The organism is Rhizobacter sp. J219 (assembly GCF_024700055.1).
In the GTDB taxonomy this organism is placed as follows: Bacteria; Pseudomonadota; Gammaproteobacteria; order Burkholderiales; family Burkholderiaceae_C; genus Rhizobacter.
In genome coordinates, this window is sequence record NZ_JAJOND010000001.1 from 3,594,184 (window position 1) to 3,606,797 (window position 12,614).

The following is a 12,614-nucleotide window of genomic DNA, read 5'->3' on the forward strand; positions in this document are numbered from 1 at the left end:
CCGACCCATCACGACACCCACAGGAGACACCCCATGCTGATGAAAGCCATATCGATTGCCGCGATGACCCTGGCCGCTTCGGGCGCGATGGCGCAGGCCTACCCCGACAAGCCCATCCACATCGTCGTCACCTTCACCACCGGCGGTGCGCCCGACATCATCGCGCGCCTCATCGGCGAAAAGCTCACCGCCGCCTGGGGCCAGCCGACCATCATCGACAACAAGCCCGGCGCCGGCGGCAACACCGGCGCCGACGCGGTGGCCAAGGCCCCACCCGACGGCTACACGGTTGTCGTGGGCACGGTGGGCACCCACTCGATCAACGGTGCGCTCTACAAGAAGATGCCCTACGACATGGTGAAGGACTTCACCCCCATCACCCTGCTCGCCACCACGCCCAACATGCTGGTCGTGAACAACGACGTGCCGGCGAAGAACGTGAAGGAGCTCATCGCCCACGGCAAGAAAGACGGCAAGCTGACCTTCGCCTCGTCGGGCGCGGGCACCTCGATCCACGTGTCGGGCGAGCTTCTTCAAGAGCATGACCGGCATGCCGATGGAACACATCCCCTACAAGGGCCGCGCCGGTGCCATCCCCGACCTGCTCGGCGGGCGAGTGACGATGATGTTCGACAACATGCCCTCCAGCCTGCCGCTGGTGAAAGAGGGCAAGCTGCGCGCGATCGGCGTGACGAGCGCGAAGCGTTCGGCCGCCGCCCCCGACATTCCGACCATCGCCGAACAGGGGCTGCCGGGCTTCGAGGCGGTCTCGTGGTTCGCGCTCTTCGGCCCGGCCAACATGCCGAAGGCGGTGACCGACAAGCTCTCCGCCGAGGTCGGCAAGATCATGAAGTCGCCCGAGGTCAGCAAGAAGCTGCTCGACATCGGCCTCGAACCCTCACCCGGTACCCCGGCCGAGCTGGCCGCCTACCAGCAGCGCGAGATCACCAAGTGGGCCAAGGTGGTGAAGGACTCGGGGGCGACGGTCGACTGACGCCTCAGGCCGGCAACACCGATGGCGTGGGGTCGCCGGTCGTGTCATCGCCCGTGGCCGGCTCGGGCGCGAGGCGTGACACCACCCGGTTGCGCCCGCTTTCCTTGGCGGCATAGAGCGCCTCGTCGGCACGCCGCAGCAGCGAGCTGAGCGTGTCGCCGGCCACGAGCCGGGTCACGCCGATGCTGATGGTCACGCGGCGCCCCGGCGTGTGGCGCGACACGTCGAGGGCCGCCACACGTTCGCGGAAACGCTCCGCCGCCCGCAGCGCTTCGTCGAGCGGCACCTTGGGCAGCACCGCGATGAACTCCTCGCCGCCGAAGCGTGCGAGGCAGGCGCTGCGGCCCGCGACGTCGCCGCCGATGGCGCGCACCGCCTCGGCCACCACGCGCAGGATCTGGTCGCCGGCCAGGTGGCCGTGGTTGTCGTTGATGGCCTTGAAGAGGTCGATGTCGGCGAGCAGCAGCGCGCAGTCCGGCTCGCCACGCGCCATCTGCGCTTCGAGTTCGGTGAGTGCGGCGCGGCGGTTGGGCAGACCGGTCAGCTCGTCGGTCATCGCGAGGCCGCGCATCGCCGCGCTCGTGCGCCGGTGCCGCCACAGCAGCACGCCCAGCACGACGAGCAGGATGGCGGCGAGCACGATCACCGCGCTCAGCAGGCGGCCGGCCAGGCGCTCCTGCGCCAGTGCATGCTCGGTGACCTTCTGCGACTGCTGCAGCAGCGCCATCTCGCGATCGCGCGCGGCGTTGTCGTACTCGACCTTGAGGGTGGCGAAGCGCTCGTCGAGCTGGCGCGTGAGCACTTGGTCGTTGGCCGCCTTGAAGTGGCTCTGCTGCTCGAAGGCGCCGCGCCAGTCGCCCATCTCCGCGAGGGTCTGCGACAGCGCGCCGTGCGTGGCGGCCTGCTCGGCGAGCGACTCGCCGCCGGCGAAGACCTTGAGCGCATCGTTGAGCGCCGCCGCACTTTCCTGCAGGCGGTGCAGCTGGCGCAGCGCGATGCCCCGCTGCAGCTGGATCTGCGCCCGCAGGCGTTCGTCGGGCAGGGTCTTCTGCACCTCGCTCGCCTGGTCGAGCAGCGCCAGCGCCGCATCGGGTTGCCGGCGTGCGTTCTGCACCGCCGCCTGGCCGCGCAGCGCGTAGGCGATACCGCGCGGGTAGCTGAGTTCGCGGCTCAGCCTGAGCACCCGGTCGAAGGCCTCCTGTGCGGCGTCCCACTCGCGCAGGTTCTCCAGCGAACGGCCGAGGTTGTACTGCGTGACCGCCTGCTCGCGCTGCAGACCGGCGGCAGCCTGCGCCTTCAGCGCCGACTCGTAGTAGTGGCGCGCCTGCACATGGTCGCCCATGCGGTTGTAGAGGATGGCAATCGTGTTCTCGACCGTGAGCGTGTGGAACGGCATCTGCAGCCGTTCGAACATCGCACGGGCGCGCTTCAGGTCGGCCAGGCCGCTGGCGAATTCGCCGCGCACGCCGCGCAGGTGGCCGCGGTTGAAGAGCCCATCGGCGAGCATCTCGTCGTCCTGCGCCTGTTCGGCCAGCACGACCTCTTCTTCGTAGAGCGCCAGGGCCCGCATGTTGTCGCCGGTGCCTTCGTGCAGGGTGCCTTCGCAGCCAAGCAGCCCCGCCGCCAGGCCACGCCGCTTGAGCTGCGGCACCAGCGCGCGCGCTTCGGCCACATGCCGCTCGGCGCTCGCACGGTCACGCTCGGAGTGGTAGTCGCACAGCAGCAAGTGGGCACGAACCTGCAGGTCTGCGTCGGGCCGCGCGGCGAGTTGCTGCAGGGCCTGCTCGGCGAGCTTGCGGCTGCGCTCGGGGTCGACCTTGACCTGCGCCTGGCTTTGTTCGACGAGCGCGCGCAGGTCTGCCGCCGCATCATCCGCCGCCCACACGCACGGCGACAGGACCGACCACACCACCCACACTGAGACGACGCGACGCACGACCACTCGCAAGGCAACCACAACCGGCAAGGCGACAAAGTCCGCATTGTCGCTTTGCCGCGGCTGGACCAGAATCACCGGCCATGATCACCGAAAGCGACATCAGCCTGGCCGTGCCGGACGACGCGGTGGCCATCGCTGCGCTGTCGCGCCGGACGATCGAACACGGCCTGCAGTGGCGCTGGACGCCCCCGCGCGTGCTGGCCAGCATGGCCGATGCCGACACCAACGTCGTGGTCGCACGCCGCGGCACCGACCTGCTGGGCTTCGCCGTCATGAAGTACGGCGACGACGACGCCCACCTGCTGCTGCTCGCCACGCAGCCGCGCTGCCGCCGCCAGGGCGTGGGCAGCATGCTGCTGGCCTGGCTGGAAGACACGCTGGCGGTGGCCGGCATCCGCACGCTCAAGCTCGAAACCCGCAGCGGCAATGCCGGCGCGCAGGCCTTCTACCGGCACCACGGCTTCGTCGAGGTGAACCGGCGCGGCGGCTACTACCAGGGCGTGGAAGACGCGGTGAACTACCTCAAGCAGCTGGGGCTGCCGAGCGCCTGAGCAGTTCGCCGAAGCGCTCGGCATCGATGTTGGAGCCGCAGACGATCAGCGCCACCCGTTTCCCATCCAGCCGCTCGCGCAGCGGGCCGAGCAATGCCGCCGTCGCCGCCGCGGCGGCCGGTTCGGCCGCGAGCTTCATGTCGAGGAAGAGGTGGTGCATCGCCGCCACCAGCGCGGCGTCGTCGACCCGCACGATCTCGTCGATGAAGCGCCGGCACACGCCGAAGCTGTAGGCGAGCGCATACGGCGCGCTCAGGCTGTCGGCCACGGTGTCGACGCCGCCCAGGCGCACCGGCTGGCCGGCCCGGAAGCTGCGGCTCATCGCATCGGCACCCTGCGGTTCGACCCCGAACACCTGGCAGCGCGGGTTGATCTGCTTGACGATGGCCGAGATGCCGGCGGCCAGGCCGCCGCCGCCCACCGGCACCACCACCGCGTCGAGCCCGCGCACCTGGCGCATCAGCTCCAGCGCGATGGTGCCGGTGCCTTCGGCGGTGCGCGGGCCGTCGAAGGGGTGGACCATGCTGCGGCCTTCGTCGGCGGCGATGCGGTCGGCCAGCGCAAAGGCCTCGGCCAGTGTCTCGGTGAGCCGCAGCTCGGCGCCGTAGCCACGGCAGGCGTCGAGCCGCACCGGGCTCGCCGACTTCGGCATCACGAGCGTGGCGGGTGAGCCGACGGCGCGCGCCGCGCAGGCCACCGACACCGCATGGTTGCCGGCACTCGCCGCCACCACGCCGCGCCGACGCTCGTCGTCGCTCAGCGACTGCACGCTGTTGAGCGCGCCACGCAGCTTGAAGCTGCCGGTCTGCTGGAAGAGTTCGAGCTTGAGCCAGACCTCGGTGAGCGGGTTGAAACGGCGGGCGATGACACCCGTCTGCCAGCGCCACACGGGCGTGGGCATGATCTGGCCGGCCAGGCGCAAGGCCACACGCTCGACTTCATGCAGACGGGGAAAGGGCAACTCGGCCTTGGGAGAGGAACGGGGCGACGACACCGGCGCGGCGGCGCCGTCTTGAAGCAATGCGGACATGGGGAACTCCATTCGGTGCAAGGGGCGCGCGGCGCTCGCAACGGAGCACGCGCACACGGCGGCAGACATGCGGGACCGCCAAGCACCGGCCGAGGCCGCAGCTCAACGGTCCAGTTGAATTCGAATGGAGATCGAGGTGGGAGCCGGTGTGACGACCAAGCTCGCCGAGCGGCGCAGCACCACGCTCGCAAGGTGCGAGACGTGTTGAGGGTGTGCGGGCAGCCGGGTCACGGGGCGGATGATGTCACAGGGCTTGCGGCGTGTGCAAGCACCGCATCGTTCGGCCCTTCGGCCACCACGCTGCGCTGGCGCCCGCCTTCCTTGGCGCGGTAGAGCGCGGCGTCGGCCCGCTCGATGGCCGCATGCAAGGCCTCGCCCGCACCGCAGGCCGCGATGCCGGCCGAGAAGCTCACGCCCCGGGCACCGCCCGCACAGGCGAAGCTCAACTCGCGCATGCGCGCATGCACCCGATCGAGCACGCAGGCGGCGCCGGCCGCATCGGTCTCGGGCAGCACGACCATGAACTCCTCGCCGCCCCAGCGGCCGAGCACGTCGGTGTCGCGCAGGGTCGCGCCGACGGTGAGCGCGAAGGTCTTGAGCACCTCGTCGCCCTGTGCGTGGCCGCAGCTGTCGTTGATGCGCTTGAAGTGGTCGATGTCGAGCAGGGCGATCGACATCGGCCGTCCGCTGCGCTCGGCGCGCTGCACTTCCTTGTGCATCAGTGCCAACACGTGGCGGCGGTTGTAGAGGCCGGTGAGTTCGTCGCGGATGGCGAGCTGCCGGTTGTGTTCGAGCGCCCGTTCGAGGTCGAGCCGGTGCTGGCGCAGCTTGTGGCGCATGGTGCTCAGCTGGCCGGCCAGCACCGCGATGGTCGGCAGCACCACCGCGATCATCATGAAGTGCAGCGCCTCTTCGGCGATCGGGAAACGCTCGGGCCACCTGAGGTGCGCCCCGATCATGGTGGTGCCCAGCAGCAGCACCGAAAAGACGCTCAGCCGCTGCACCTGGCCCGGCTTGAGCGCGAACATGCCGCACACGAGCGTGATCGCCATCGCCAAGAGGCTTGCCCCGCGCGCCGGCCCGCAGATGAGGTAGGCCGCGACGGTGGAGAAGATGCTGAACACGCCCTGCGGCAGCGTGAGCGCCGGGTCGGCGGTCGACAGGCGCAGGTTCCAGCCGCTGCGGATGACGGCATAGAAGGCGAGCACCCCCACCAGTGTGAGGGCCGACCAGCCGAACGCCATGCGCGGGTCGATCAGGCCGGCCCACGCACCGAAGGCGCACACGAACGACAGCAGCACATCGACCAGCACCACCATCAAGGCCTGCGACGCACGCAGGCGCTGCCGCGCCTCCTGGCCGAGCAGGAGGGTGGTGAGGCGGGAGGAAAGGGCTGTGCCCATGCCAGCGATATCGGCCGGCCGCGCCGCCGCTTGAGCGCCGTCGGCCGGCGGATCAGCGCGGCGTCGTGGTGCTTTCCGCAACCGCCAGCGCGGCGTCGATCGCCTCGTTGAGCTTGCCGACATGGATCGGCTTGGTGACGTAGCGGAAGAAGCCCGCCTCCAGGCCCTGCGCCCGTGCGCGTGGCATCGCATCGGCGGTGACCGCGATCACCGGGATGTGGCGCGTCACCGGGTCGGCGGCGAGCAGCGCGCGGGCATCGATGCCGCTCAGGCCGGGCAGGTGGATGTCCATCAGGATGAGCTGCGGCAGGTGCGCCCGGGCCAGCTCGATGCCCAGCTGCGCATCGGGGGCCGAGAGCATGCGCAGGTCGCCGCGGAAGGCGACGATCTCCTCCACCAGCCGCAGGTTGGCCGGGTTGTCTTCCACGTAGAGCAGCAGCGGCATGTGCGGCGACGCCTGCGGGTCGCGGGCGGTGAGCGGCGCGCGGTCGGTGTCGGCGGCGAACGCGGCGTCTTGCGAGCGCTTGAGTTCGATCCAGAACTCGCTGCCCACGCCGGGTGTGCTCTTGACGCCGATGCGCCCGCCCATCAGCTCGACCAGGCGTTTGGTCACCACCAGACCGATGCCAGTGCCTTCGACCGTGCTCGCTTCCTGGCCCAGGCGGTTGAAGGGCTGGAACAGGGCAGCCACCTGCTCGGGCCGCAGGCCGGGGCCGGTGTCGCGCACCGTCACCCGCGCCATGCCGCCGGCCACCGGTTCGCACTCGACGACCAACGCGCCTTCGTCGCGGTTGTACTTGATGGCGTTGGACAGCAGGTTGAGCAGCACCTGCTTCAGGCGCGTGCGGTCGGCCACCACGGTGAGCGGCGCATCGAAGGGCATCAGCATGTGCAGCCCGCGCTGCGCCGCCGCCGGCTCCAGCATGGTGTGGCATTCCTTCAGCAGCGTCGCCACCTCCACCGGCTCGGGCGAAAGCATCAGGTTGGCCGACTCGATGCGCGCAAGGTCGAGCACCTCGTTGATGAGGCTCAGCAGGTGGCTGCCGGCCTTGAGGATGTGCTGCGTGAACTCGGCGCGCTTGCCGGCCGACAGCGAGATGCCCTCGGTGGCCAGGAGCTGGCCGAAGCCGAGGATGGCGTTGAGCGGCGTGCGCAGCTCGTGGCTCATGCTGGAGATGAACTCCGACTTGGCGCGGTTGGCGCGCTCGGCGGCGTCGGTCGCCTGGGCGAGCTCGCGGTTCGAGGCCTCGAGCTGGGCGGTGCGCTCCTGCACACGCGCTTCCAGCCGCTCGTTGAGCTGCATCACCTCGTGCTGCGCCTGGCGGCGGTCGTTCACCTCGCGGGCGATCTCGCGCAGCGCGGCTTCGTTCTCATGCACCCGGCGCTCGATCTCGGCCATCATGTCGTTGAACGACTCGGCGAGCGTGCCCACCTCGTCGTCGCTCATCTTCTGCGCGCGGCGCGAGAAATCGCGCTGCTCGACCACCTCGCGCGCCGTCGTCGCGATCGCCAGCACCGGGCGTGTCACCACCCGCTGCAGGCGCAGCGAGATGATCCAGGCGAGGCCCATCGCCGCCACCAGCACCGCCAGCGCAATGCCGGCGTAGCCGACGACCCGCTCGTACAGCGCGTAGTCGGCACGCAGGTGGACGGTGCCGAGCACGCCGCTGTCGTCGACGATGGGCGTGGTGACCCACAGCTCGCGCTGCTCGACGCGCACACCCGGCGCCTCGGGCTCCGGCGCAAACACCCCCGAGGCGGCCGTGGCCGGGTAGACGGCGAAGAGCTGCCCCTTGCCGTCGTAGATGGCCGCGGCGCGCACCTGCGGCCGCGAGCGCAGCAGGGCCAGCGTGTCGCTTGCAACCTTGGCGTCGTCGAAGGAGAGCGCGGTGGCGGTGGTCTGGCCGAGCAGCTCGGCCTGCGCCGCCATGTCACTCACCCACGAGCGGTGGTAGGCCCGCAGGTCGAAGGCGATCATGGCCGCAAGCGCGACCACCAGCGCGACGAGCGTGGTGAGCAGCACCACGCCGACCAGCTTGGCCTGCAGCGACACGGAGGTGCGCCGCGGCGCCGTCATGACGCGCCCTCCACCCGGCGTGCCACACCGAGCAGGCGCGAGCTGATCCTGAAGCTCGTGCGCCTCGGCGCCGCGCAGGGCCACGTCAAAGCGCACACGCTTGTCGACCACCACGAAGTTGATCCTGCTGCCGGGCGGCAGGCCGTCGTCGGCCTCGGTGACGGTGAGCACCGGCTGCTGGGCGGTGGCAGCCAGCAGCGCGGCGCTGCGGCTGGCCGCCGCGCGGCCGATGAAGAGCACGTGCAGGCCCTTCGGCGCCTCGCCCGGCCGCAGCCGGCGCGCCACCACCGGCCGGCTCTCGACACGCCGGCGCGCGATGAGCGCATCGAGTTCGTCGGCCAGGACATCGGCCCCGGCGACACCGATGACGAAGGGGCTCTTCGGCCCTTCGAAGGCCGTCGCCGGCCAGTCGACGAAATCAAGGAACTTGTAGAGGTAGGCCGCCTTGACCTGGTACTCGCCGACGCCGCCCTCCGGCTGCGCCCAAGCTGCCTGCGGCCACAGCCCGGCGACGCCTGCTGCAGCGTGCAGCCCGAGGCACACCGCCGCGCGCCGCTTCACAACGACCACCTCAGCCAGAGGCCGATGCCGCGCCCGACCTCGCTGCGCCCCGGCGCCGCGCCGAATTCGGCGTGCCCGGGGTCAAGCAGGTTCTGCCCGACGAGCGACAGCTCCAGGTCGCGCGAGACGCGCCAGCCGTAGAGCGCGTCGAACGCGGTGTAGGCCGGCACCCCGGCTTGCGGGAGGCTGCCCACACGCCGCAGCGCGAGTTCGAGTTCCTGACCCTCGACCGGGGTGACGGTAGCGCGCAGCGACCACTGGAAAGACGGGTCGTCGCCCAGGTTGGCCGGGCCGACCGGGTCGGTGCTGCCGGGCCGCAGGTCCAGGTCCTTCTGGAGCGTGGTGAAGCCGCCGCTCAGGCGCCAGGCGGGCAGCACCTGCCAGTCGGCCCAGGCTTCGAGGCCATAGGTCCGGCCATCGATCATGTTCTGCACCTGGGCGTTGGGCGGCGGCTGGCCGCTGCGCAGGTGCTTCCAGTCGCTCACGAAGGCGGTGGCCGAGCCGCTCCAGCCGACCGTGAACTGGCCGCGCCAGCCCAGCTCGAACACGTTGGCCACCTCGGAGCGGAAGTCGGGCCCGCCGGCAATGATGTAGGGCGGCGTGGGCGGCAGGCGGATGTCGCGGTCGAGCCGCGCCGGCGCACGCACCGCACGCGACAGCGCCGTCCACACCAGCTGATGGGGCACGGGCCGCCAGGCCAGGCGCAGGTTGGGCAGCGGCTCCAGGCCGGTGAAGTCGTTGTGCTCCAGCTTGAGGCCGAGGGTGAGGCTGAGCGCGTCACCCAGGGTCAGCTCGTCCTGCACGAAGAGGTTGCCCCAACTGAGCGTCTGGCGCTCGGGCACGAAGCCGAAGAAGAGGCCACGCTCCAGCCGGTCTTGCGCACGGCGGTAGCCGCCGCCCCAGACGATCTGGTGGCGACCCTGGCGGAAGGCGTGCTGCGCCTCCAGGTCGGCCAGGTCGACGGTCGGGCGGTAGAGCAGCGCGTCTTCGCGCTCCATGTGGTCGAGGTAGGCCTGGATGCGCAGCTCGCCGCCGTCGCTCAGCCGGCGTGTCCAGCGGCCGAGCAGGTTGGCGCCCGAACCTTCGATCGGCGTCAGCTCGGTGCCGAGCAAGACGCCCCGGTGCTCGGCGCGCGTGCGGTAGATGTCGCCCTGCACGGTGAAGGTGTCGGTGCCGGCCACCCAGTCGGCGCGCAGGCCGGCCTGGTGACGCTCGTTGGCATCGGCCCGGTCGGTGCCGGCCGCCGTCTCGGTGGCCTTCGCCCGGGTGGTCTTACCGTACACCCGCAGGTGCGCACCCTCGCCGAGCGCGACGCCATGGCGCAGCGACAGGCCGCGCTCCAGGGTGCCCGCACCGCCGGCCACGACCGTGCCCTGGGTGTCGGCGCTGGCGCGGGTGAGGATGTTGATGACCCCGTTGACCGCATTGGCCCCCCACAGCGTGGCACCCGGGCCGCTGATGACCTCGATGCGCTCCACGTCGTCGAGCAGCACGTCCTGCTGGTCCCAGAAGACGCCCGAGAAAAACGGCGTGTAGACGGTGCGGCCGTCGATCAGCACCAGCAGCTTGTTGCCGATGGCGTTGTTGAAACCGCGGGCGCTGATGGCGTATTGGGTGGCGTCGATGCGCGCCACCTGCAGGTTGGGCGCGAGGCGCAAGGCCTCCGGCAACGAGCTCACGCCCGCGCGGCGGATCGCATTGGCGGTGATGACGTAGATGGACGCAGGCGCCGCGCGCAGCGGCTCGCCGCGCCGCGACACCGACGTGACTTCCAGCGTGGCCAGCTCTTCGAGCGACAGGTCGGCGAGGTCACGGGCCACCGGCCACGCGGGCGCTGCGACGCACACACACAGCGCCCAGGCCCAGCGTTTCACGCGTCTCGTGTCATGGCTCAGGATGCAAGCTCCTCAAGGCCGGGTCACACCGGCCGCACCGCGACCAAGGTCCGACGATTCGAGCAGGCCGGAAGGTACACCGCCACTGTCAGTCCTGACAGGACCAGGGTTTCAGGACCAGAGCTTGAGCAGAAGTTCTTTGACGAGATCGATCGACTGGTCGATCAGCGGCCCGCGGTGGCGCTGGGCCGAGGTGGCGATCCACAGCGTGGTCGTCATCTTGGGGCGCCGAATGGGCCTGACCGCAAAGCGGTTTTCATGGCCGCTCGCGCGGATGGCGTTGAGCGCGAGCACCGCATGCGCCTGGCCCTGCTGCACCAGGTCGAGGATGGCCGGGATGCTCTCGACTTCGAGCGACACCCGTGCCTTGCGGCCTTCGTTGGCGAGCGCCGTTTCCAGCAGCATGCGGATGGAGTGCGGCAGGCTCGGGATCACCAGCTCGTGCTCGGCCACTTCGGCCAGCGTGACCGGTGGGCCGATCAGCTTGCCGCCCTTCTCGCGCGCCGACACGAGGTAGAGCTGCTCGTCGAGCACCGGCACCAGGTCGATCGCCGCCGAGGGCGCCACGTTGTAGACGACCGCGCAGTCGACACGGCCGATGGCCAGCCACTCCAGCACGTAGGTCGAGAGCCCCTCGACCACGCTCAGCGTGGCCTTGGGAAAGCGGGCGCGGAACGACGCGACGAGCGGCGTGGTGAGCGTGCGGCTCACGCTCGGCGGCAGCGCCAGCACCAGGCGGCCGGTGGCGGCGCCGCGGTGGTCCTCCATGTCGAGCCGGGCCCGCTCGACCTGCTGCAGGATGCCGCGGCCGTGCGCCAGCAGGCGGGTGCCGGCCTCGGTGAGCGTGACGCCGCGGCCGTTGCGTTCGAAGAGCGACTGGCGCAGCTCCACTTCAAGCGCACGCACCTGGCGGCTGAGCGCCGGCTGGGCGATCGACAGGAAGCTCGCCGCACGGGTGAAACTGCCCAGTTCGGCCACGTGCACGAAGTATTCGAGCTGCTTCAGGTCCATGGGAGGCAGTATGCCGGATGGGCATAGCTGCTATGTGGGCTATCTCGTTGCTGCATGAGAAGTGCTGCGCAAGAATCGTTCGCAGATCGCCCCCACGGCGCTCCTCAGCGCACCCGACATGAGCCTCATCATCGACATCCATGGCCACTACACCACCGCCCCCAAGGCGCTGGAAGACTGGCGCAACCGGCAGATCGCCAACCTGAACGACAAGGCCAACCTGCCGAAGGCATCGGAGCTTTCGATCAGCGACGACGAGCTGCGCGAGACCATCGTCTCCAACCAGCTCAAGAAGATGCAGGAGCGCGGCAGCGACCTCACCATCTTCTCGCCGCGCGCGAGCTTCATGGCCCACCACATCGGCGACTTCGAGGTCTCGTCGACCTGGGCCGCGATCTGCAACGAGCTCTGCTACCGCGTGGCCCGGCTCTTCCCCGACAACTTCATCCCCGCGGCGATGCTGCCGCAGTCGCCGGGCGTCGACCCGAAGACCTGCATCCCCGAACTGGAGAAGTGCGTCACCCAATACGGCAACGTGGCGATCAACCTCAACCCCGACCCCTCGGGCGGGCACTGGACGTCGCCGCCGCTGACCGACAAGGCCTGGTACCCGATCTACGAAAAGATGGTGGACCACCGCATCCCCGCGATGATCCACGTGAGCACGAGCTGCAACGCGTGTTTCCACACCACCGGTGCGCACTACATCAACGCCGACACGACGGCGGTGATGCAGCTGATCCAGGGAGATCTCTTCAAGGACTTCCCCGAGCTGAAGTTCATCGTGCCGCACGGCGGCGGCGCCGCGCCCTACCACTGGGGCCGCTACCGGGGCCTGGCGCAGGAGCTGAAGAAGCCCCTCTTGAAGGACCACCTGCTCAACAACCTCTTCTTCGACACCTGCGTCTACCACCAGCCGGGCATCGACCTGCTGACGACGGTGATCCCGGTCGACAACATCCTCTTCGCGAGCGAAATGATCGGTGCGGTGCGTGGCATCGACCCCGAGACCGGGCACTACTACGACGACACCAAGCGCTACATCGAGGCCTCGAAGATCCTCTCGGCCGAAGACAAGCACAAGGTCTACGAGGCGAATGCGCGCCGCGTGTATCCGCGTCTCGACGCGGCTCTGAAGAAGAAGGGGAAGTGA

8 protein-coding genes and 1 pseudogene are annotated in these 12,614 nt (G+C 70.0%); 3 read left to right on the forward strand and 6 right to left on the reverse strand.

What is annotated here, in order from left to right; translation table 11 throughout:
- Window positions 1-33 precede the first annotated feature (33 nt).
- A pseudogene (locus LRS03_RS16950) lies at window positions 34-994 on the forward strand (Bug family tripartite tricarboxylate transporter substrate binding protein).
- Window positions 995-998: 4 nt separating this feature from the next.
- Here the strand turns inward: LRS03_RS16950 and LRS03_RS16955 are convergent.
- Window positions 999-2,930, reverse strand: a complete 1,932-nt coding sequence (locus LRS03_RS16955; protein ID WP_257826889.1) for a GGDEF domain-containing protein — start codon at window positions 2,928-2,930, stop codon at window positions 999-1,001.
- Between the two features lie 83 nt (window positions 2,931-3,013).
- On the opposite strand from LRS03_RS16955, the gene LRS03_RS16960 reads away from it, so the two are divergent.
- The gene (locus tag LRS03_RS16960; RefSeq protein WP_257826891.1) at window positions 3,014-3,484 is read left to right on the forward strand and encodes a GNAT family N-acetyltransferase; all 471 of its coding nucleotides are present in this window, start codon (window positions 3,014-3,016) and stop codon (window positions 3,482-3,484) included.
- On the opposite strand, the gene LRS03_RS16965 is transcribed toward LRS03_RS16960, so the two are convergent.
- The 5 genes from LRS03_RS16965 to LRS03_RS16985 all read right to left on the reverse strand — a co-directional run bounded on the left by LRS03_RS16965 (window position 3,456) and on the right by LRS03_RS16985 (window position 11,461).
- Window positions 3,456-4,514, reverse strand: coding sequence for a threonine ammonia-lyase (locus tag LRS03_RS16965; protein WP_257826893.1), 1,059 nt, complete (start codon window positions 4,512-4,514; stop codon window positions 3,456-3,458). The two genes, LRS03_RS16960 and LRS03_RS16965, sit on opposite strands and share 29 nt — an antisense overlap.
- Window positions 4,515-4,741: 227 nt before the next feature.
- Window positions 4,742-5,917 carry a GGDEF domain-containing protein gene (locus LRS03_RS16970; RefSeq protein ID WP_257826894.1) on the reverse strand — a complete coding sequence of 392 codons (1,176 nt, stop codon included), beginning with the start codon at window positions 5,915-5,917 and terminating at the stop codon, window positions 4,742-4,744.
- A gap of 52 nt (window positions 5,918-5,969) precedes the next feature.
- Window positions 5,970-8,564, reverse strand: coding sequence for a sensor histidine kinase, YfiR-like protein-associated (locus LRS03_RS16975; protein ID WP_257826895.1), 2,595 nt, complete (start codon window positions 8,562-8,564; stop codon window positions 5,970-5,972).
- Window positions 8,552-10,429 carry a TOL_0244 family TonB-dependent receptor gene (locus tag LRS03_RS16980; RefSeq protein WP_257826896.1) on the reverse strand — a complete coding sequence of 626 codons (1,878 nt, stop codon included), beginning with the start codon at window positions 10,427-10,429 and terminating at the stop codon, window positions 8,552-8,554. The genes LRS03_RS16975 and LRS03_RS16980 overlap by 13 nt, the downstream gene beginning before the upstream one ends.
- Before the next feature lie 132 nt (window positions 10,430-10,561).
- Entirely contained in the window at window positions 10,562-11,461 is a 900-nt protein-coding gene (locus LRS03_RS16985; RefSeq protein ID WP_257826897.1) for a LysR family transcriptional regulator, read from the reverse strand.
- Between the two features lie 118 nt (window positions 11,462-11,579).
- Between LRS03_RS16985 and LRS03_RS16990 the strand changes: the two genes are divergently transcribed.
- A complete protein-coding gene (locus LRS03_RS16990; protein WP_257826899.1) occupies window positions 11,580-12,614 on the forward strand; it encodes an amidohydrolase family protein in 1,035 nt (344 codons plus the stop codon).

Bases quoted from the DNA above. Each gene is read 5' to 3' on its own strand.
- LRS03_RS16960 (WP_257826891.1), top strand. From the start codon at position 3,014: ATGATCACCGAAAGCGACATCAGCCTGGCCGTGCCGGACGACGCGGTG.
- LRS03_RS16965 (WP_257826893.1), bottom strand. From the start codon at position 4,514: ATGTCCGCATTGCTTCAAGACGGCGCCGCCGCGCCGGTGTCGTCGCCC.
- LRS03_RS16970 (WP_257826894.1), bottom strand. From the start codon at position 5,917: ATGGGCACAGCCCTTTCCTCCCGCCTCACCACCCTCCTGCTCGGCCAG.
- LRS03_RS16985 (WP_257826897.1), bottom strand. From the start codon at position 11,461: ATGGACCTGAAGCAGCTCGAATACTTCGTGCACGTGGCCGAACTGGGC.
- LRS03_RS16990 (WP_257826899.1), top strand. From the start codon at position 11,580: ATGAGCCTCATCATCGACATCCATGGCCACTACACCACCGCCCCCAAG.